The sequence below is a fragment of the Pedobacter zeae genome, from assembly GCF_014196715.1.
GTDB classification, from domain to species: domain Bacteria; phylum Bacteroidota; class Bacteroidia; order Sphingobacteriales; family Sphingobacteriaceae; genus Pedobacter; species Pedobacter zeae.
Genome location: NZ_JACIEF010000001.1, coordinates 1,269,993 through 1,289,574 on the forward strand (window position 1 = coordinate 1,269,993; position 19,582 = coordinate 1,289,574).

The 19,582-nt window shown below is 39.7% G+C and carries 18 protein-coding genes and 1 tRNA gene; 17 read left to right on the forward strand and 2 right to left on the reverse strand.

From position 1 onward, the window contains the following. Nucleotides 1-2: 2 nt before the first annotated feature. Nucleotides 3-1,118 (reverse strand): formylglycine-generating enzyme family protein, encoded by a 1,116-nt coding sequence (locus GGQ60_RS05335; protein WP_183760589.1) that lies wholly within the window; start codon nt 1,116-1,118, stop codon nt 3-5. Nucleotides 1,119-1,301: 183 nt separating this feature from the next. Between GGQ60_RS05335 and GGQ60_RS05340 the strand changes: the two genes are divergently transcribed. The 17 genes from GGQ60_RS05340 (at nt 1,302) to GGQ60_RS05420 (ending at nt 17,877) form a co-directional block, all read left to right on the forward strand. Next, nucleotides 1,302-1,374, forward strand: a tRNA-Lys gene (locus GGQ60_RS05340). A gap of 456 nt (nt 1,375-1,830) precedes the next feature. Then, nucleotides 1,831-2,199: a GNAT family N-acetyltransferase gene (locus GGQ60_RS05345; RefSeq protein WP_221235879.1), complete on the forward strand. Its 369-nt coding sequence runs from the start codon at nt 1,831-1,833 to the stop codon at nt 2,197-2,199. 151 nt (nt 2,200-2,350) lie between these two features. Next, nucleotides 2,351-2,827, forward strand: a complete 477-nt coding sequence (locus tag GGQ60_RS05350) for a nuclear transport factor 2 family protein (protein WP_183760591.1) — start codon at nt 2,351-2,353, stop codon at nt 2,825-2,827. Between the two features lie 251 nt (nt 2,828-3,078). Next, the gene (locus tag GGQ60_RS05355; protein WP_183760593.1) at nt 3,079-3,759 is read left to right on the forward strand and encodes a hypothetical protein; all 681 of its coding nucleotides are present in this window, start codon (nt 3,079-3,081) and stop codon (nt 3,757-3,759) included. A gap of 33 nt (nt 3,760-3,792) precedes the next feature. Continuing rightward, the gene (locus GGQ60_RS05360; RefSeq protein ID WP_183760595.1) at nt 3,793-4,494 is read left to right on the forward strand and encodes a hypothetical protein; all 702 of its coding nucleotides are present in this window, start codon (nt 3,793-3,795) and stop codon (nt 4,492-4,494) included. Nucleotides 4,495-4,751: 257 nt separating this feature from the next. Further along, on the forward strand, nt 4,752-5,642 hold the full coding sequence (locus GGQ60_RS05365) for an alpha/beta hydrolase (protein ID WP_183760597.1): 891 nt from the start codon (nt 4,752-4,754) through the stop codon (nt 5,640-5,642). Nucleotides 5,643-5,738: 96 nt separating this feature from the next. After that, nucleotides 5,739-7,439 (forward strand): ribulokinase, encoded by a 1,701-nt coding sequence (locus GGQ60_RS05370; protein ID WP_183760599.1) that lies wholly within the window; start codon nt 5,739-5,741, stop codon nt 7,437-7,439. Further along, the gene (locus tag GGQ60_RS05375; RefSeq protein WP_183760601.1) at nt 7,436-8,137 is read left to right on the forward strand and encodes an L-ribulose-5-phosphate 4-epimerase; all 702 of its coding nucleotides are present in this window, start codon (nt 7,436-7,438) and stop codon (nt 8,135-8,137) included. Before GGQ60_RS05370 ends, GGQ60_RS05375 begins: the two co-directional genes overlap by 4 nt. Before the next feature lie 189 nt (nt 8,138-8,326). Next, the gene (gene araA, locus GGQ60_RS05380; RefSeq protein WP_183760602.1) at nt 8,327-9,817 is read left to right on the forward strand and encodes an L-arabinose isomerase; all 1,491 of its coding nucleotides are present in this window, start codon (nt 8,327-8,329) and stop codon (nt 9,815-9,817) included. A gap of 270 nt (nt 9,818-10,087) precedes the next feature. After that, nucleotides 10,088-10,738, forward strand: a complete 651-nt coding sequence (locus GGQ60_RS05385) for an SCO family protein (protein ID WP_183760604.1) — start codon at nt 10,088-10,090, stop codon at nt 10,736-10,738. 122 nt (nt 10,739-10,860) lie between these two features. Next, nucleotides 10,861-11,187, forward strand: coding sequence for a c-type cytochrome (locus tag GGQ60_RS05390; RefSeq protein WP_229685093.1), 327 nt, complete (start codon nt 10,861-10,863; stop codon nt 11,185-11,187). Nucleotides 11,188-11,470: 283 nt separating this feature from the next. Beyond that, nucleotides 11,471-12,766, forward strand: a complete 1,296-nt coding sequence (locus GGQ60_RS05395) for a TolC family protein (RefSeq protein ID WP_183760608.1) — start codon at nt 11,471-11,473, stop codon at nt 12,764-12,766. Nucleotides 12,767-12,810: 44 nt separating this feature from the next. Beyond that, nucleotides 12,811-14,007, forward strand: coding sequence for an efflux RND transporter periplasmic adaptor subunit (locus tag GGQ60_RS05400; RefSeq protein ID WP_183760610.1), 1,197 nt, complete (start codon nt 12,811-12,813; stop codon nt 14,005-14,007). Beyond that, complete coding sequence (locus GGQ60_RS05405; RefSeq protein ID WP_221235880.1) at nt 14,004-14,750, forward strand: ABC transporter ATP-binding protein; 747 nt, start codon at nt 14,004-14,006, stop codon at nt 14,748-14,750. The genes GGQ60_RS05400 and GGQ60_RS05405 overlap by 4 nt, the downstream gene beginning before the upstream one ends. 11 nt (nt 14,751-14,761) lie before the next feature. Beyond that, the gene (locus GGQ60_RS05410) at nt 14,762-15,985 is read left to right on the forward strand and encodes an ABC transporter permease (RefSeq protein ID WP_183760613.1); all 1,224 of its coding nucleotides are present in this window, start codon (nt 14,762-14,764) and stop codon (nt 15,983-15,985) included. A gap of 129 nt (nt 15,986-16,114) precedes the next feature. Beyond that, entirely contained in the window at nt 16,115-17,182 is a 1,068-nt protein-coding gene (locus tag GGQ60_RS05415; RefSeq protein ID WP_183760615.1) for a sensor histidine kinase, read from the forward strand. Next, nucleotides 17,179-17,877 carry a LytR/AlgR family response regulator transcription factor gene (locus GGQ60_RS05420; protein WP_183760617.1) on the forward strand — a complete coding sequence of 233 codons (699 nt, stop codon included), beginning with the start codon at nt 17,179-17,181 and terminating at the stop codon, nt 17,875-17,877. Before GGQ60_RS05415 ends, GGQ60_RS05420 begins: the two co-directional genes overlap by 4 nt. Nucleotides 17,878-17,926: 49 nt before the next feature. Here the strand turns inward: GGQ60_RS05420 and GGQ60_RS05425 are convergent, their stop codons facing one another. Continuing rightward, entirely contained in the window at nt 17,927-19,243 is a 1,317-nt protein-coding gene (locus tag GGQ60_RS05425; protein WP_183760619.1) for a nicotinamide mononucleotide adenylyltransferase, read from the reverse strand. Nucleotides 19,244-19,582 lie beyond the last annotated feature (339 nt).

Consider the following 19,582-nt stretch of genomic DNA (forward strand, 5'->3'; position numbering starts at 1 on the left):
TTCTAGTTGTCGCTCACACACCTGAAGCCCGTATGTTCCAAGCCTGTATCAACAGAAGTTTTCATTCTCGAAGTTACGCGGTAACCTTTACAATAAGCTGCATTACACATAAAGGAACCACCTCGTACTACGCGTTTTGGTACTGTTGGTTCCATCGGGTCGTAGCTATCGGCAGGCCCTTTAGGGTTATTGGCAACTCCTGAAAGTTTAGCATAATAATCCGGGCGATACCAATCGCTGCACCACTCCCAGACGTTACCGGCCATATCATAAAGGCCATAGCCATTGGCTTTGAAGCTTTTTACAGCTGCAAGACTGTTATATCCATCCCAATCCGTATTTTTTATAGGGAAACTGCCTTGCCAGGTATTGGCTTTGGGCTTACCTTTTTCTATATCTTCGTTGCCCCAGGGATATTTATTGTTTTTTAAACCGCCACGTGCAGCAAATTCCCATTCGGCCTCAGTTGGCAAGCGCTTACCCGACCATTTGCAGTAAGCCATAGCATCATCCCACGATATATGTACTACAGGAAAGTTTTCTTTTCCCTTAATGTTGCTATTTGGACCTTGAGGATGTTTCCAATCGGCTCCTTTAACCCAACGCCACCACTGTGACGCATCATTTAAAGAGATAACCTTTTTAGGTGCATAAAAAACCAACGATGCGGCAACAAAAACACTGTCAGGTGGTTTGGGTGTGCCAACCGGAAGTTGTTTTTTCATTTCTTCCCAATCTGGCTTTCGTTCAGCAGTAGTCTGGTATCCGGTAGCATCAACAAATTTTTTAAAACTGGCATTGGTTACTTCGGTAACATCCATCCAGAAAGAAGATACTTTAACCTGGTGTTGTGGGTATTCATCAGCTCTCCCCTCCTGGTCAGAAGCGCCCATGGCAAATTGGCCTGCCGGGATTAAAACCATCCCCTCGTGACTTACTTTATTATTGGCAAAATTCGATGAGTCTTTTACTGCACCAAAACGGCTGGGCATATTTTTTTCGCAAGATGCCAGCGAATCTTGCCGGTGCCTTGCCTCTTCTTCTTTAGCTTTATTCGGTTGGCAGGATAATAAGGAGAGGATAAACAAATAAAGTAAGGCAAGAAGTGATCTTCGCATGGGCGGACATTAAATTTATAGCGATAAAAATATCAAATCTATTTAAAAAAGAGAAGGCAGATAATTAATTCGCCTATAAATCAATATACTAACGCATTCCTCGATTTTTTATTTGCATGAAAGCGTCTTTAACTCTATATTTGCACCACTTTAAAGGAAACGGATAACGTTTTAAATAAAGTAGATTCCGTAGCTCAGCTGGTAGAGCATTACACTTTTAATGTAGTGGTCCTGGGTTCGAATCCCAGCGGGATCACAAAAAACCTCACAGAAATGTGAGGTTTTTTTGTTTTATCATCGCAAAAGCACCATTTTCGGCAAAAATTTTGACCTTACTATTGGAATCCTGACAACAGGAATGCTGCCATCCTTAGTGAAATTAAATACTTATGCATTTTTAAGGTTAATGTAGATTATATTTACAACATCATAGCTGGCGACGATCATTTGTGCATCAATAAAATCGTCGCCGGGTTTGAATTTTCAGAAGATAGCCACCTGAATAAGATTTTAAAAAAGTACAAAGGCGCAAGCCTGATGCGTTATACAAAAGTATTTAGGTTATAAATAAAACAACTGAAATGCTAGATGAAATTACAATCAGAACCGAACTGAGTCCCGGAGATATGTCGTATGTGGTCTATAAACAAACCTTGCTCTACCAACAAGAACATGATCTGGGATTGAGTTTGAATCTTATGCTTTTGCCGGCATGCATGAATTTTGCGAGAACTATGATCCCGAAAAAGACAGGGTTTGGGTTTGTGAACATAGGAAAAAGATCATTGGCTTCATTTTACTGATGCACCGCGAAAACAATTCTTCGCAGCTTCGTTATTTTTATATCGATGCTGAATACAGAGGTGTTGGATTGGGTAAAAAGCTTATGCATCTGTATATGGATTTTTTTAAGGAGAAAAATTACCAATCTTCTTATTTATGGACTTTCCAGGGATTGGACGCTGCCATTTCCCTGTATACAAGGTACGGCTTTAAACTGACGGAAGAAAAATTATCTGAAGCATTCGGGAAGCTGGTGAATGAGCAACGTTATGATTTATGGATCGGTGACGAAGGCTGAAGGACTGGCTTTTAATTCATTTCATTTTTATAATAAACCTGGTTCGCCTTACTAGGATACTGATCTCCCCTGTTTAACCTGCCTTTGGCCTGTAACAAAAATGACCCTGCTACGTCAAAAAAAAAACATTAATCCTAAGCAAAATAGTTCCATGATGTTCAAGAACAGTCTTTTCTTTTTTTTCTTGTTCCTGTTAATAGGCACCATCACAAAAGCCCAGCATCCTTTTCAACCGAAAGATCCCTCTCTGCAGCAGACCATTTTCAAGCAGGACAGCCTGCTTTTTGATGCTTTCAACAGGCAGGATATCAAAGCCCTGGGTACTTTTTTTTCACAGGATTTGGAATTCTACAATGACGGTGGCGGAAAAACAGACCTTAAAACGGCCATGGAAAACTTTGGGAGCCTGTTTGCACGCAACAAGGCCTCCAACCTGCGCAGGGAACTTGAAAAAGCCAGTCTGGAAGTCTATCTCATTCCAGGGTACGGCGCAATTGCCCTTGGTAATCACCGTTTCCTGCACACCGAAAACGGAAAGCAGGAAATAGGCAAGCAAAAATTCATCATCACCTGGAAATTAGACAATAACCAGTGGCTGGCAACACGGATCGTTAGCCTGGGACACTAGCCTTCCTCCTATTAGGAACAGTTGCTGATCAAGACGGGGCTAAATTCACTGTTCTTTTAATGGATAATAGGCAATATTGTGTAGGTATGTAGAGACATCCTACTTAAATTCAGATATTTCATTTTATATATAATTTTATAAGTCTACTGATTATCAAATCACAATTTATTTCCCGTTAGTTTTTGTAAAAATATTTAATAAGTGCTCAATCATTATTCTATATTTGCGCCCAAAATAAAATAAATATGTATATGAAATCAAAATTAACACTCTTAATTCTTCTTACTGTAGTTTTTATCGCTTGCAAAAAAACTACCAATGTTGACGTTAAACTTTCTACCAGCGGAAAACTGACTTACAGGCTAACTGATGATGCCGGAAAAGGACTGGCAAATGTAAAAGTATCTCTATTTGACCGCGCAGACGGTTACTATTCGAACTACAACATCCTGTTGGAAACCCGCGTAACAGATCCGAACGGTTTGGCCGACTTTGGAGACCTTAATCCAAACAATTACATGCTTGTTACCGATTCTGCAAAAGTTAACAATGTAGCGTATCTGGTTCAGGAGTATGTTCAGGTGATTACTGGTGCTGCCAAAGCTAAAGAAACCAAAGTGACAGATTTTTCTGGAACGTTTGCATTAACAGTTAGATCTTATAATAATCAACCTTTAAAAAATATAGGAGTGATTATGATCCCGTCTAATAAGTTCAATTATTCATCAACTACAGCTGCCAATTTAAAAGTAGCCGATTTTTCAGGGGTTACCAATGATGCCGGTTTGATCACTTTCAGGATTCCTTCAGCCAAGCAATATTTGGTATACCTTTATAATACGGTTACCAATGCTTCTTACAATTATAATAATGGCATTTCGGTACAAAAGGATGCTACGGTTAACTATTCAATGAGTATCTATCAACCATAGTTAGATCTTAACCGGACTTAGTTTTATAAGAATATGAAATGTAAAATCATGTTCCTGTTGGGACTGTTTATTTTAATGCTTTCCTGTAAAAAGATTACAAATGTTAATTTGGTTGATGGAGTGAATTCAGGCAAACTAAGTTATAAACTTGTAGATGATGCAGGGAAAGGTTTGCCAGGGATCAAAGTTTCGTTATACGATGCGCAGCAAGGTTTAAATACAAGTTCCCAAAGTTCCTATGCTGCAATAGCTTCAATAAAGACTGATCAGGATGGTATAGCTTATTTTTCGGGCTTATTGCCTAAAAACTACCTTGTAGCGTGCGATACCGCCGTTATCAACAAAGTAAGGTACCGTACTGATGAATTTATTCAGGTTGTTGCAGATGTAGAGAAAAAAAAGAGTATTAAGGTTTCTGAATTCTCAGGCCTTTTAAACCTCACATTGATATCTAACATCGATTACAGAACTCCATTAAGAAATGTGGGCGTGGTGGCTTATCCGGTCAATGCGATTAACCTTAATTCAGGTAATGTATTTGAGGTGATTAATTCTTCAACCCTTAAGGGGGTGACTGATGCTAACGGTTTTGTGTCAATAAAAGTGCCATCCAATATTAATTTCAGTTTTATTGTATATAACCTCACAAACAGGAATCTTGGTTATGGGTATAATACTTATAATGTGACAAAAGATGCTAAAATTAACGCTACGATCTACTCGTATCCGTTTTAACATAATGTATTCTAGATCAGAAGGTTGCTCATAAGAAAAACAAAGGGGTGTTCGAAAGAGATCGGACACCCCTTTTTAGTTTCATTCCTGAATATGGGCAGTCTGTAAAACAATCGCTCTGCCATATCAGAATTAAGATCAGTTAAATAAATGGCTTCCATCCTATCCAGATTGAAAATTTATGAATAGATCCGCATAAATTCTTAATTTTCGGCAAATCTGATCAATAAGACAGATTCTACTTAAAAAGCCATTTAATGAAAGTAAAACTACATACCTATAAAATTGCTCTCTTTACGTTACTTATTTTTTGCCAGCTAACGACTTTAGGCCAAGCTAAAAACCAGAAAACGGTAAACCGCGATAAACCTTTTGTACTTGGTGTGATAGACGAGATTCAATCAAAAACATTGTCAGAGAAAAGAATCCTGAATATCTATCTTCCGGAAGGTTATCAACCAAATGACACGACGAGATATCCGGTAATTTACTTGCTTGATGGTTCAGCTGATGAAGATTTTATCCATATTGCAGGGCTTGTACAGTTTAATAGTTTTGAATGGGTTAACCAGGTTCCAAAATCGATTGTGGTAGGTATTGCAACGGTTGATCGCAGAAGGGACTTTACATTTCCTACCACTATTGAAGCAGATAGGAAGAAATTTCCTACCGCAGGTCATTCCGATCGGTTTATTGCTTTTATAGGTAATGAACTGCAACCTTACATTGAAAAAAAATATAAAACAACAAGCAGTAAAACCATCATCGGACAATCGTTAGGTGGATTATTGATCACCGAGATTTTGTTTAAAAAACCTTCCTTATTTAATAAATATGTAATTGTTAGCCCCAGCTTATGGTGGGATAATGGTTCACTGTTCAATCAGGATTCGAAAATCAGTGAAAGCGCTTTTAACCCGCAAACCAGGGTTTACATTGCCGTTGGTAAAGAAGGGTTAACACCAACCGAAATCCCCAGGGTAATGGAGGTAGATGCAAATCTGCTGGCCGAGAAGATAAAAGGTTTTAATAATCAAAACGTAAAAGTGTATTTCGATTTTTTACCACAGGAAGACCATGCCACGATCATGCATCAGGCAGTCTCCAATTCTTTTAAACTCCTGTACCCTAAACCGAAAAAAGAATAGTGCAACCATCGCCTTAAATTGTTGTTTTTGATTAAAAAATCAATAAAATTTTTTAATTCAAATAAATAAACGTTAATTAGACATTTATTTATTGTTATGAGCACAGCAAACTATGTAATTGGAGTAGATTACGGGTCAGATTCTGTCCGGTCTGTTCTAGTCGATACCGCAAACGGAAAAGAATTGGCTTCATCAGTTTTTCTTTATCCAAGATGGCAGAAAGGGTTATATTGTAAACCCGCTGTTAATCAGTTCCGCCAGCATCCCTTAGATTATATTGAAGGTTTAACCCATACCATAAAAGACTGCCTGGCCAAAGCTGGCGGAGCAGAAATTGCACCTTTGGTAAAAGGTATTTCGGTTGATACAACCGGTTCCAGCCCGGTTGCTGTTGATGCAACAGGTACTCCACTTGCTTTGACTAAAGATTTTGAAGAAAATCCAAATGCGATGTTCGTGCTTTGGAAAGATCATACCTCAGTTAAAGAAGCAGCTGAAATTAATGACCATGCTGCAAAATTCAATACCAATTATCTTAAATATGTGGGTGGCATTTATTCTTCAGAATGGTTCTGGGCCAAATTGTTACATATTTTAAGGGTTGATTCAAGTATTAAAAAAGCAGCAGCATCGTGGGTTGAACACTGTGACTGGATTCCATTTTTACTTTGTGGCGGAAAGGATATAAAAGAAATGAAGCGCAGCCGTTGTGCAGCTGGCCATAAGGCACTTTGGGCCGAAGAGTTTAATGGTCTTCCTCCCGAAGATTTCTTTAGCAGCCTTGATCCTCTTTTAGCTGGCTTTAGAGATAAACTATTTGTAGATACCTATACTTCTGATATCGCTGCAGGAACCCTAAGCGAAGAATGGGCATCGAAATTAGGTTTAAGTACCGATGTGGTGGTGGGTGTAGGCGCGTTTGATGCACACATGGGAGCCGTTGGCGGTCAAATTGAACCTTATTACCTGAGTAAAGTAATGGGTACCAGTACCTGCGATATATTGGTGGCTCCCAACCAGGATCTGGATGGCAAACTGATCAGCGGTATCTGTGGACAGGTAAATGGTTCGGTAATTCCGGGTATGGCCGGATTAGAGGCCGGACAATCGGCTTTTGGCGACGTGTATGCCTGGTTCAAAAATTTAATCAGCTGGCCTTTAAATCATTTGCTAAGTGAATCTGATTTAATTGACGAGGCAACCGCAATGGCTTTGAAAGATGAATTGGAAGGAAAAATTATAGCAAACCTGAGTAAGCAAGCCGAAGCTTTGGAAGATGTAGATTATGCCGAACTCGCTATAGACTGGCTAAACGGCAGAAGAACCCCGGATGCCAACCAGGAACTAAAGGGTGCAATAACCGGATTAGGATTAGGAACTGATGCGCCAAGGTTTTTCCGTGCGCTTGCTGCAGCAACCTGTTTTGGTGCCAAAGCCATTGTAGACCGCTTTAAAGAACAGGGAGTTCCGGTAAAAGGGATTATTGGAATCGGTGGTGTAGCTAAAAAATCTGCATATATCATGCAAATGATGGCTGATGTATTGGAAATGTCGATCAGGATTCACCGTTTCGAACATACCTGTGCCTTAGGTGCGGCCATGTTCGCTGCAGTGGCAGCTGGTATTTATCCAAATGTAGAAGCAGCCATGGCTGCTATGGGAACAGGTTTTGAAAAAGAATATAAACCCGATGTGAAAAAGCAAAAACTTTACCGCCAGCATTACCAGCAATACTTGGGCTTGGGCCGTTACCTGGAGAAATACAATAAAAAAGAAGTAAAACCTTATTTATCATGAGCAATTATCAGGATATAAAAGTGCAGGCTTATCAAGCCAATATGCAATTGCCCAAATTGGGATTAGTACTATTTACTTTTGGTAATGTGAGTGCTGTAGATCGTGCTAAAGGCGTTTTTGCCATTAAACCGAGTGGTGTTCCTTACGAAGATTTATCTCCGGATGATATGGTGATCGTGGATTTCGACAGTAATGTCGTTGAAGGCCGTTTAAGGCCGTCGTCTGATACCAAAACCCACGCCGTTCTATACAAACACTGGGAAGATATCGGCGGCATTGTACATACACATTCTACCTATGGTACGGCCTGGGCACAGGCACAAAAAGCCATTCCTATTTTTGGCACCACGCATGCCGACCATTTAACGGTAGATATTCCATGTGCGCCACCCATGGCCGATGAAATGATCAAGGGGAATTATGAATATGAAACAGGTTTCCAGATTATGAATCATTTTGAAAATTTAGGGCTGAGTTATAAAGAGGTAGAAATGATTTTAGTGGGAAACCACGCGCCTTTTACCTGGGGTAAAACTGCCGAAAAAGCGGTATACAATAGTGCCGTATTGGAAACTGTTGCACAAATGGCGCTGCTAACACAACAGATTAATCCCCAGGCCCCGAAATTGAAAGATTCCTTAATTAAAAAGCACTTTGAACGGAAACACGGCGAAGGTGCTTATTACGGACAGAAATAAGTGGTTAGTTTGGAGCTTTGAGGATTTGGAAAGCAATTACAGTAGTGCTTCAGGAGCGAAAGCCCCGCCATTCGCTATAGTTCTGATGAAAACAGAACCTCGCTTTTCAAAAAAAGAAAATGTATAACGGCCTGTGAGAACACAGGCTACAGAAGAGGATTGAATAAATTAAAAATAACATAAATAGTAATGATTGATTTAAAAAAATTACAAGTTTGGTTTATTACCGGCACACAGCATTTGTACGGAGAAGAAACCTTAAAACAAGTGGCAGACCATGCAAAGCAAGTAGCTGATTCCTTAAACGAAAATGGAAATATCTCGGTTTCTGTAGTTTATAAGCCGATTGTGAAAACAACGGAAGAAATTTTTGAAACTTTACAACAGGCCAATACCGACGAAAATTGTATCGGTGTGATTACCTGGATGCATACTTTTTCGCCAGCTAAAATGTGGATAAGGGGATTAAATGTGTTGCAAAAACCTTTATTGCATTTACATACGCAATTTAACCGCGATATTCCGTGGAATACCATCGATATGGATTTTATGAACCTGAACCAAAGTGCTCACGGCGACCGCGAATTCGGCTTTATAGTTAGCCGCATGCGTAAAGACCGTAAGGTGGTGGTTGGGCATTGGCAGGATGAAGAAGTGGCAAAACAGATCGATACCTGGTGCAGGGCCGCTGCCGGATGGAATGACTGGCAAGGTGCTAAATTTGTCCGTTTTGGCGATAACATGCGTTACGTAGCGGTTACCGATGGCGACAAAGTAGAAGCCGAAATGAAATTCGGTTTTGCGGTAAATACTTATGGTATAGGTGATTTAGTGGCCGTAATTAATGGAATAAGTGAAGAATCTATTCAGGCATTGCTAAAAGAATACGAGGAGACTTACGAAATGGCTGCTGATTTAAAAGCAGGCGGGGCCAGACATTCATCGGTTTATGAAGCAGCTAAAATTGAACTGGGCTTAAGGAAATTCCTGGAAGATGGTGGTTTTAAAGGTTTCTCTGATACTTTTGAAGACCTGCATGGTATGATCCAGCTACCAGGAATTGCAGCACAACGTTTAATGGCCGATGGCTATGGTTTTGCCGGTGAAGGTGACTGGAAAACTGCCGCTTTAGTGCGTGCCTGTAAAGTAATGGGTGCAGGTCTGCCAGGAGGAAACGCATTTATGGAAGATTACACGTATCATTTCGATCCTGAAAACTCGATGGTTTTAGGCTCACACATGCTCGAAGTTGATGCTTCACTGGCAAGTGGCAAAGCAAGTCTTGAAGTTCATCCTTTAGGTATTGGTGGTAAAGCAGATCCTGCACGTTTGGTATTTAACGTTGCCGGTGGCGATGCCTTAAATGCATCTTTAATTGATATGGGTAACCGTTTCCGTCTATTGGTGAACGAAGTAAAAGCTGTTGAAGCTGAGCATGATTTACCGAACTTACCGGTAGCGCGTGTACTCTGGAAACCATTACCCGATATGAAAACAGGTTGTGCAGCCTGGATCTATGCCGGTGGTGCCCATCATACCGCTTATAGCCAGAATTTAACTGCCGAACACTTATCAGATTTTGCTAATATTGCCGGCCTGGAATATGTAAATATCGGTGCCGATACCAAAATCAACCAGTTCAGAAATGAATTGCATTGGAACGAGGTTTTTTATAAATAATTTTTGATAAAATTCTGCTTAATAAGAGATGGTATCATAAATGCCTGTTTATGATACCATCTCTTTTTTAGTTCGATCTGTTTACATTTAAATACCACTCTACCAGGGGAAAACAGGTTTTATTGTTATTTCTCGCAGGGGTATTGATAGTGATCTTATACCCTCGATTTATTCCTTGGCCTTTGATTTTAAAAGCTGCTGCAGACTTTTCCAAACAATTCATGTCCGGGAAAAGAATTACCTTGTATATTTGTGCTTTAATATAACATCATGAATAAAATCACTGCCTGTTTAGCTACTGCGCTTTTTGCTATTTCTATATTTACCGCCTGTAAACAAGAGAGAAAACTTCCTTTTTACGGCGAGCGTCATGCCGAAACCGTTAGGGATGCTGCCGGCATAGAAAAAATAGATACGGTTTATCAAACCATCCCTGACTGGTCTTTTTTAAACCAGGATAGCGTGGTAACGACCAACAAGGTAACCGATGGTAAGGTTTATGTAACCGATTTCTTCTTTACTTCCTGCACCACCATCTGCCCTACCATGCATCGGAATTTAATGACGGTTTATAACGATTTTAAAACAAATCCTGATGTGATGTTTGTGTCATACACTATTGATTTTAAATACGATAAACCCCATGTTTTAAAAAAATATGCACAAAAACTAGGGGTTGATGGACCGAAATGGCAGTTTCTTTATGGTACTAAAGATAGCGTATATACATTAGCTGAAAAGAACTACCTGGTGGCAGTTGGCGAAGACAGTACCGCTAAGGATGGTTATATTCACCAGGGATACCTGGTTTTGATTGATAAAGACAGGCGTATCCGCGGCGCGTACGACGGTACTAAGCCAGAACAGGTGGCGCAATTAAAAAAGGATATTCCGGTTTTATTAGCGGAATATAAAAAGTAGCGTTGTAATTTTATTTGTTATTTTCCATGCGCAGGTATCTCATCTATTCAATCTTTTTTCTTTCCATTATAGGCATTATAGTATCTTGCCAAAACCAAGAGACCATTGACTTGCAAAACTACATGTCGAACGGAAAAGATATTTATAAAGCCAAATGTCAAAACTGTCATGGTGAAAATGGTGAAGGGCTTGGCCAACTTGCGCCTCCCCTAACCGATTCCGTTTTCCTCAAGGCAAATAAAACACGTTTAGCCTGTTTTATTAAAAACGGAGCCAATGAATCTTTGATCATTCACGGAAAAGAATATAAGGAGAAAATGCCTGCATTTCCAGAACTGGCAGATATCGATGTGGCGCAGGTAATGGTTTATATTACCAATTCATTTGGCAATAAGCAGGGATTTGTACCTTATACGCAGGTTTCAAAAGATTTGCAGAACTGCAAATAAAAATCATGATCCCCAATTTACTTATTCATCATATTGTGCTTCTCTTTTTAGAAAGAACCCATTAAGTTTTACAGGATTGACCTTAAGCACTACAGTTTTTACCATACAATGTTGTGTTTAATACAATGCATTCCCTGGATTTCTATTAAAAGTTATGGCAACTGATCTCAAAGTTCGACTGCTTCGTCGCAGCATTTCCGATGTTGGTCTCAATTGCTAAAAAACGGCCTTAAGCGGATATATTTTTGTGTTGGATAGCACTATAGACACAAATTTATTCGCCATGAGCAGATACATCAAATACATTGTCGTAATCATCTTGCTTATTGCATCCCATGCAACTGAGGCTCAGAATATACCCCAGGTTTGGGATCTGAAAACCTGCATTGAGTATGCCAAAGAAAAAAATATAAGCATTAATACTTTAAAACTAACTTCCCAGACTGCTGAACAGGACTTAATAGCTTCAAAAGCTGCAGTACTGCCAAATTTAACCGGAAATGTCTCGCAGGCCATTACCAATTATAAATCTGGCCTGCAGAATACCAGCGGTTTTGGCATAAGTTCGGATATTACGCTATATAATGGAAGTTATTTAAAAAACGATATCAAAGCGAAAGAGCTTAGCTTGCAGGCTGCAAACTTATCTGTAGAAGCAGCCAAGAACGACATCACCATTTCAATTACTCAGGCCTACCTTAATATTCTGCTGGCCAGAGAAAATATTACCTATTTAAAAGATTTGTTAAACACCAGCGAGGCGCAGGTTAAACAATCTGAGCAGCAGTTTAAATTCGGAACTATTGCTAAAAAAGATCTTCTACAATTACAAGCTACCTATGCCAACGATAAATATACGCTGGTTGCCGCTCAAAACACCTTACAGCAGAATATTTTAACCTTGAAACAACTGTTGCAATTACCTACAGCAACCCCTTTTGAAATAAGTACAACCGATACAATAGCTGTAGCACCGGCATTAGATAATTTAGCTTCGGCACAGGACAAGGCATTACATACCCGTCCGGAAGTTAAAAGTGCCGAATTGAATATTCAGCTTCAAACCACCGAACTGGCCAAAGCCAAATCTACCTTACGTCCGACTTTAAGTTTAGGCGGATCGTTAAACACGGGTTATAACAACAATAACATGGGAGGTTATGGTTACCAACTGAACAATAGTTTTTATCAAAATCTGGGTTTAACATTATCAATCCCAATTTTTGATAGAAAAGTAACCAAAACCAATGTGGCAAAAGCCAATATAGGCATTGAACAGGCCCGTTTAGCACTTTTGGATACCAAAACAACGCTGACACAAAATGTAGAACGGGCTTACATCAACGTGCAAAATGCCAATAGCCAATATGAAGCCGCACAAGAGCAGTTTAATTATACCGGCGAAGCTTTGCGGATTTCAAATGCGGCCTTAAAAGAAGGCACCAATAATATTGTAGAAAACCTGCAGCAGAAAAATTTATATGTACAGGCTTTACAGGCTTTTATTCAGGCCAAATATACCGCCAGCCTTTACACTAAGATCTATAATTTTTATACGGGTGTACCTATTACCAATTAAATGCATAATGAAGGCTATTACCCGCTCTATTTAATATTTGAATTATGAAAAAGAAAACAATATTTATTATAATCGGTATCTCAGCTGCATTAGTTGCAGTTTGGTACTTTGCTTTGCGCAAAAAAGAACAAGTGCTCGTTCTTCAGACCGAAAAACTTAAAATAGGTTACATTTCTGAAAATGTTACAGCAACAGGCAAGGTTCAGCCGGTTGATACGGTGGCTGTAGGTACCCAGGTTTCTGGAACCATTAAAACCCTATACGCCGATTTTAACTCGAAGGTTAAAAAAGGTGAACTATTGGCCGAACTGGATAAAACCTTGTTCGAAGCTGCCGTGAATCAATACCAGGCCAACCTCGTAAGTGCCCAAAGTGCATTGGTTTACCAGCAGGGCAATTTTAGCCGGCAAAGTAACCTGTATAAAGTTGGTGCAGTGAGCAAAGCTGATTATGATAATGCACTTTACACCTATAATGCCTCAAAAGCATCTGTTAACAGCATTAAGGCGCAGCTTGCCTCCGCACAAAAGAACCTTTCGCTGGCCAGTATTTATTCACCTATTGACGGGACTGTTCTCTCCAGAAGCGTGAGTGAAGGCACCACCGTAGCGGCCAGTTTCAGTACACCAACCATTTTCAGTATTGCTAAAGACCTTACCAAAATGCAGGTAGAAGCTTCTGTAGATGAGGCTGATGTAGGCGATATCACAAAAGGCGAAAGGGCAACTTTTACCGTAGATGCCTTTCTGAACGATACTTTTAAGGGTACCATCCAGGAAATCAGGTTAAGTCCGTCGGTATCATCTAATGTGGTTACCTACAAAACCATTATCAATACCTCGAACGATGCAAACAAGCTTAAACCGGGCATGACAGCAAATATTACCATTTTTGCCAAAGAAGTAAATAATGCGCTTCTTATTCCAACCAAAGCCATTAAATTTTCGCCAGACTCTACTTTAGCAGGCAAATATCAAATGACCTGGGTTAATCCCGACAGAAAACCTGCAAGCGCAGACGAGGCTTACGTTTGGGTACAAAAAGGCCCGAAAATGCTGATTCAGAAAAAAATTAAAACCGGTATAAACGACAATACACATGTTGAAGTTTTATCCGGCTTAACAACGCAAGATATAGTTATTACAGGTTCACAAAGCATGGGCAAAAGTGCAGTAGCAACCCAAGGTCAATCTAGTCCGTTTATGCCAAAACGCCCAGGAGGTAACAGAAGAAGATCATGAAACAGAAAATATTGGACATCAGCGATTTAAAACGAGATTTTGTAATGGGCGATCAAACCGTTAGGGCCTTAAAAGGAATCACTTTTGATATAAAATCCGGCGAATTTGTAACCATTATGGGCAGCAGCGGATCGGGCAAAACTACGCTTTTAAACATACTGGGCTGTTTGGACAAACCTTCTGGAGGCAGCTATCTGCTTGATGGGGTTGATGTAAAAAGCTTAAACCGCGATGAACTGGCCGGTTTGCGTAATACTAAAATTGGTTTTGTTTTTCAGGCCTATAACCTGTTGCCAAGAACATCTGCTTTGGAAAATGTAGAACTGCCTCTTTTCTACAACAAAACCATTACTGCGGAAGAACGCAAAGAAAGGGCCATTAAATCGCTCGAATCGGTTAAGCTGGCCGAGCGCTTCGATCACACCCCAAGTCAGCTTTCAGGCGGACAGCAACAACGTGTAGCCATTGCAAGGGCTTTGGTAAATCATCCCGTTATGATTTTGGCCGATGAGGCTACCGGTAACCTGGATACCCGCACCTCTTATGAGATTATGGCTTTGATGCAGGAATTAAATGCAGAGGGAAAAACCATTGTTTTTGTAACCCACGAACCAGACATAGCGGCCTTCAGCACCAGAACCATCATGCTTAGGGATGGTAAAATCCAAAAAGACAGCATTAACCAGAATCAGCGTTCGGCCAAAGAGGCACTGGCCAATTTACCAGAAACAGACGATTATTAATTAAAAAGGTCATGAGCATTATAAATTTATTGAGGATTGCCTTTAGGGCACTAAAAAGAAATAAGCTACGTGCTTTTTTAACCATGCTGGGTATTATTATCGGTGTTGCAGCAGTAATTGCCATGATGGCCATTGGTGAAGGCTCGAAACAGAGTATCAGGTCTCAGTTATCAGGTATGGGGTCTAATATGATTACCATTATGCCCCAAAGTAACGAGCCCGGTGGTGTACGTTTACAGGGAAGCAGCATCCAGACCCTGAAACTGCAAGACATTACAGCCATTAAAAAGCTGCAGTCTAAAAACATAAACGGACTATCTCCCGTGGTTTCTACCAGCGGACAGGCTATAAAAGGGGGCTATAACTGGCCAACCACCATTACCGGGGTGAGTCCCGATTATTTAAATATCCGTCAGTTAAAACTTCAGGATGGTATTCTCTTTTCCGAAAACGACGTGAAACGTTTCGCCAAGGTTTGCCTTTTGGGTAAAACTGTAATCGATAATTTATTTCCTGACGGAAGCAATCCTATTGGTCAGATTATCAGGTTTAAAAACATTCCTTTTCAGGTAATTGGTACTTTAGTACCTAAAGGGCAAAGTAATTTCGGACAGGATCAGGATGATATTATCATTGCGCCTTACACCACTGTACAAAAGAGGATTACGGCTACCAATTACCTGCAAAGTATTTATGCCTCTGCAACCACTGAAGCTTCGAGCGATGCGGCAACCACCGAAATTTCGAATGCCATACGGGAAAGTCACAGGTTAACCGCGGCAGAAACTGATGATTTTCAGGTACGTACACAGGCCGAATTAATCAGCACCATCAGCTCTACCAGTAGTATGCTTACCGTTCTTTTAACTGCCATTGCAGGCATTTCGTTGTTTATAGGTGGTATTGGAATTATGAATATCATGTACGTTTCAGTTACTGAACGAACACGTGAGATAGGTTTACGAATGTCTATAGGTGCCCGCGGACAGGACGTTTTAATGCAATTTTTAATAGAGGCCGTTTTAATCAGTATCACCGGTGGTGTTATAGGGGTTGTTTTGGGGGTAAGTTCTGCTTATCTTATCTCCTACTTCTTGAACTGGCCCATTTTAATAGCCGAATCGTCGATCGTAATTTCCTTTGTGGTATGTGCCATCACCGGTGTTTTCTTTGGTTACTACCCGGCAAAAAAAGCATCCAATTTAGATCCGATTGATGCATTAAGATATGAATAACAACCAGTACCTGGGTGCAGGATTATGCTATGCCAGACTGCCATGGCCTTAAAATATTTACTATTATCGCGCCGGATAAATTCAGCTTGATGAAAACGCTGAAAGAACATAATAAATAATAACTTAGTGATGCAAAGCGCCAAAGAAAAAATAATGACGATTAATTTCTCCAAAAAGTGGATAAAAATTTCACTGCACATATTGGTATGGGTGGTTTTAATCACACTACCATATATTGTTAATGTGAACAGAAGCCGCCCGCCGCGTCCATTAAATAACGATGAGGAAACACAGTTTTTACGCTTAAATTTCATCAATTACTTTTACCTGATCGCTGTATTTTATTTAAACAACAAAGTTTTAATACCATCATTCTTTTATAAAAAGAGATATGTATGGTACGGTTTATTGTTTATCGGTTGTTTACTCCTGTCTATTACCATTCATTCTATATTATTCCGGATTTTACTGCCCGATCTTAATTTCAACCTCGGCAGAACCCTTTGGTTTAACACCCCTTCTTTTTTATTGACCATTGCAGCCAGCACCGCTTTTACGATGATTTCTGATCGTATTAAGGAAGAAAAACGATCTTTACAGCGCGAACAGGAAAATATGAAGACTGAACTTTCTTTTCTGCGTTCACAGATCAGTCCGCATTTTATTTTCAATGTGCTCAACAATATTGTGGCACTGGTAAGGTTAAAAAGCAACGAATTGGAACCCACTGTAATGAAATTATCGGGTTTGATGCAATATATGCTGTACGAAACCGATGAAGAAAAAGTTTCAATCAAAACAGAAACAGAATATCTGCAGGCTTATATCGATCTTCAGGAACAACGTTTCGGCAAAAAAGTAGCGGTAAAAGCAAACATTGAAATTGAAAGTGAGTTTGATGAAATAGAGCCGATGTTGTTGATACCATTTATCGAAAATGCCTTTAAACACGGTGTCGCGATGATCGAAAGCCCAGAGATATTTATTGATTTAAAAACAGAAGATGAGTTTTTGACCTTTGTGGTGAGAAATAAATTCAATAAAGATCAAAATGAAATAAAAGATGGCGCATCGGGCATAGGCCTTGCAAATGTGAGCCTGCGCTTAAATCTGCTATATGGGAAAAACCATCACCTGGAAATTGAAAAAGAAAATGGCTGGTTTAATGTAAACCTCAGTTTAAAATTAACCGTATGATAAAGTGTCTAGCCATTGATGATGAGCCTTTGGCCCTGAAGTTACTCGCTGATAACATTAGCCGTATTCCGTTTTTAGAGTTGGTAGCCAGCTGTGATGATGCTTTTGCAGCCAATAAGATTATGCAGGAACAATCGATAGATCTCATTTTTATAGATATCCAGATGCCTGGTATTACCGGGTTACAGTTTATACAAAGTTTGATCAAAAAACCCATGGTGATTATTGTAACCGCCTATAAACAATATGCTTTAGATGGTTTCGCACTTGATGTGATGGATTATCTGATGAAACCCGTATCACTAGAGCGTTTTATGAAAGCCTGTAATAAGGCAAAAGATTTTTACGAGCTTAAACAAGCTGCCAAAAATACCAGTCTCGCCCAGCACGATTACATGTTTGTAAATGTGGGTTACAGTTTAATGAAGATCAGTTTCGGCGACATTACCTATATTGAAGGACTCAAAGATTATATCCAGATCCATACTTCAATCAGCCCTAAGGCCGCGGTGGTACGCATGAGCATGAAAAATGTAGAAGATCAGTTACCACCGTATTTTGAGAGGATCCATAAGTCCTTCATCATAAATATCAATAAAATAACTGCAATCCGGAAAAATTCATTATTTATAGCAGAAAAGGAATTACCTGTAAGTGAAACTTATAAACAGGTAATCGAAAAGTTGTTAAAATAAGTACATTTAAGAGATACAGTAACTGAAGAAATATTGCGACCTAAATTCTTTAAACCGTCTTCACTTCATCTTCGTTGTAATCCTCAATATCTGTAATATAGCCGTTTATCAAAAGGAAATCAAATAAAGGTTTTGCTTCCGGTGTAACAGGCATATTTGCTGTGGTAATTACCTGATTGGTCTTTTTATCGAGAAATGGATAGGCAAATAAACGCACATTGGTATTGAACATATCGTTCACATAACTTAATAATTGGCCTGAATAGTTTTCGCCGGTGAAATTCTTCGAGTTGAATACAAACTTCAGGTTGTTAATATTCGTCGCCAAACCCACACTTTTCGGTTTACATCTTGCAAGATATTTAGCCAAACGGTTATGCCTTGTGAAATTAGAAACAATGACAATATTCCCTGTGTCGCACATTTCCTGTGTACGTCTGGCAACGCTTTCAAGATCTACATCATCAGGGGTTTCCTGTGCATCTGTTAAAACGTTAGTAAGCAATACCTCTATCATTACTGCCAAATTCCCTTCCTCTACTTTGTTGGTACGTTTAAACTGGTCAGTAGCTTTATTGAACAAATTGAAGTTAGGCAACGATTTCTGGCCGTATTTGGTACGCAGGATCATGATGTCTTTCTTGTACAAAAGATCTTTAGCCTGCCGCGGATGTGCATCTGCATCAAAAATAGCTGCTGCAGAGAAATCTTTCATAATCATATAAAGGTTAAGCAGGATATTATCCACTCCTAGGAAAGCCGGACCTTTAACCGAAATCAGATCGATTTCTACTGAGCCGATGGTTAAATTATCGGCCAGTGATTCTACCATTAACTTTGGATCGTGGTAGTGGTAAAAAGCAGCATAAAGTAAATTTACGCCAATAATTCCTAAAACACGCTGTTGCATGTTTACATCGGTATCCAACAAACGCACATGGAAAAATATTTCGTTCGGAAAACCTCCCGGATCGCTTTGAAAGCGGAGCCCAACCCAGCCATGTGGCTCGTTGGTACGTTTATAATTCAGGGTAGTAACGGTATCGGCAAAGGCAAAAAAAGTACGGCTTTCATATTTTTCGCCCGATAAACGTTCGTTTAGCAAACTAAACTCATGATCGAGCATCCGAAGAAGCCGGTTCTGACTTACATAGCGGCCGTTTGTTTCAGCCCCATAGATGGCATCGCTGAAAGTCATATCATAGGCCGACATGGTTTTGGCAACTGTTCCAGATGCTGCGCCAGCATTAAAAAAGTTTCTTGAAACTTCCTGCCCAGCGCCGATTTCGGCAAAAGTACCATAAATCCGTGGGTCGAGGTTTATTTTTAGTGCTTTACGTTTGGTGTCCAGAATTTCTCTCTCCATGCCGCAAAAGTACAAAAAATGCCGTTAAGGTAATTTTATGAATGCAACTTAAAATCGATCTAAATACTGTATCTCTCAAAACGCAACCCTGAATTTATTTCAGCGGCTGTTTGCAGGAAAGATGCTGGCCACAAATAGCTACAAGGCAATTGGCAATACTATTTCTACTTATAAAATAAGTTCAGGATGATGACCGGGGTGGAATGAAAAAAAAATAAGGTTAATGCCATCCGGCATTAACCTTATAAAACCTAAACCTAAATCATTATGAAACTTACACCGGCTTTTCAATCACCTCTACCAACCCATTGGCCGGTGCAAGCTTCATAAGCTCTAAAA

Excerpts from the sequence above, each read along its gene's own strand:
- GGQ60_RS05335 (WP_183760589.1), bottom strand. The coding sequence starts at position 1,118 with ATGCGAAGATCACTTCTTGCCTTACTTTATTTGTTTATCCTCTCCTTA.
- GGQ60_RS05345 (WP_221235879.1), top strand. The coding sequence starts at position 1,831 with ATGCATGAATTTTGCGAGAACTATGATCCCGAAAAAGACAGGGTTTGG.
- GGQ60_RS05350 (WP_183760591.1), top strand. The coding sequence starts at position 2,351 with ATGATGTTCAAGAACAGTCTTTTCTTTTTTTTCTTGTTCCTGTTAATA.
- GGQ60_RS05355 (WP_183760593.1), top strand. The coding sequence starts at position 3,079 with ATGAAATCAAAATTAACACTCTTAATTCTTCTTACTGTAGTTTTTATC.
- GGQ60_RS05360 (WP_183760595.1), top strand. The coding sequence starts at position 3,793 with ATGAAATGTAAAATCATGTTCCTGTTGGGACTGTTTATTTTAATGCTT.
- GGQ60_RS05365 (WP_183760597.1), top strand. The coding sequence starts at position 4,752 with ATGAAAGTAAAACTACATACCTATAAAATTGCTCTCTTTACGTTACTT.
- GGQ60_RS05370 (WP_183760599.1), top strand. The coding sequence starts at position 5,739 with ATGAGCACAGCAAACTATGTAATTGGAGTAGATTACGGGTCAGATTCT.
- GGQ60_RS05375 (WP_183760601.1), top strand. The coding sequence starts at position 7,436 with ATGAGCAATTATCAGGATATAAAAGTGCAGGCTTATCAAGCCAATATG.
- araA (WP_183760602.1), top strand. The coding sequence starts at position 8,327 with ATGATTGATTTAAAAAAATTACAAGTTTGGTTTATTACCGGCACACAG.
- GGQ60_RS05385 (WP_183760604.1), top strand. The coding sequence starts at position 10,088 with ATGAATAAAATCACTGCCTGTTTAGCTACTGCGCTTTTTGCTATTTCT.
- GGQ60_RS05390 (WP_229685093.1), top strand. The coding sequence starts at position 10,861 with ATGTCGAACGGAAAAGATATTTATAAAGCCAAATGTCAAAACTGTCAT.
- GGQ60_RS05395 (WP_183760608.1), top strand. The coding sequence starts at position 11,471 with ATGAGCAGATACATCAAATACATTGTCGTAATCATCTTGCTTATTGCA.
- GGQ60_RS05400 (WP_183760610.1), top strand. The coding sequence starts at position 12,811 with ATGAAAAAGAAAACAATATTTATTATAATCGGTATCTCAGCTGCATTA.
- GGQ60_RS05405 (WP_221235880.1), top strand. The coding sequence starts at position 14,004 with ATGAAACAGAAAATATTGGACATCAGCGATTTAAAACGAGATTTTGTA.
- GGQ60_RS05410 (WP_183760613.1), top strand. The coding sequence starts at position 14,762 with ATGAGCATTATAAATTTATTGAGGATTGCCTTTAGGGCACTAAAAAGA.
- GGQ60_RS05415 (WP_183760615.1), top strand. The coding sequence starts at position 16,115 with ATGCAAAGCGCCAAAGAAAAAATAATGACGATTAATTTCTCCAAAAAG.
- GGQ60_RS05420 (WP_183760617.1), top strand. The coding sequence starts at position 17,179 with ATGATAAAGTGTCTAGCCATTGATGATGAGCCTTTGGCCCTGAAGTTA.
- GGQ60_RS05425 (WP_183760619.1), bottom strand. The coding sequence starts at position 19,243 with ATGGAGAGAGAAATTCTGGACACCAAACGTAAAGCACTAAAAATAAAC.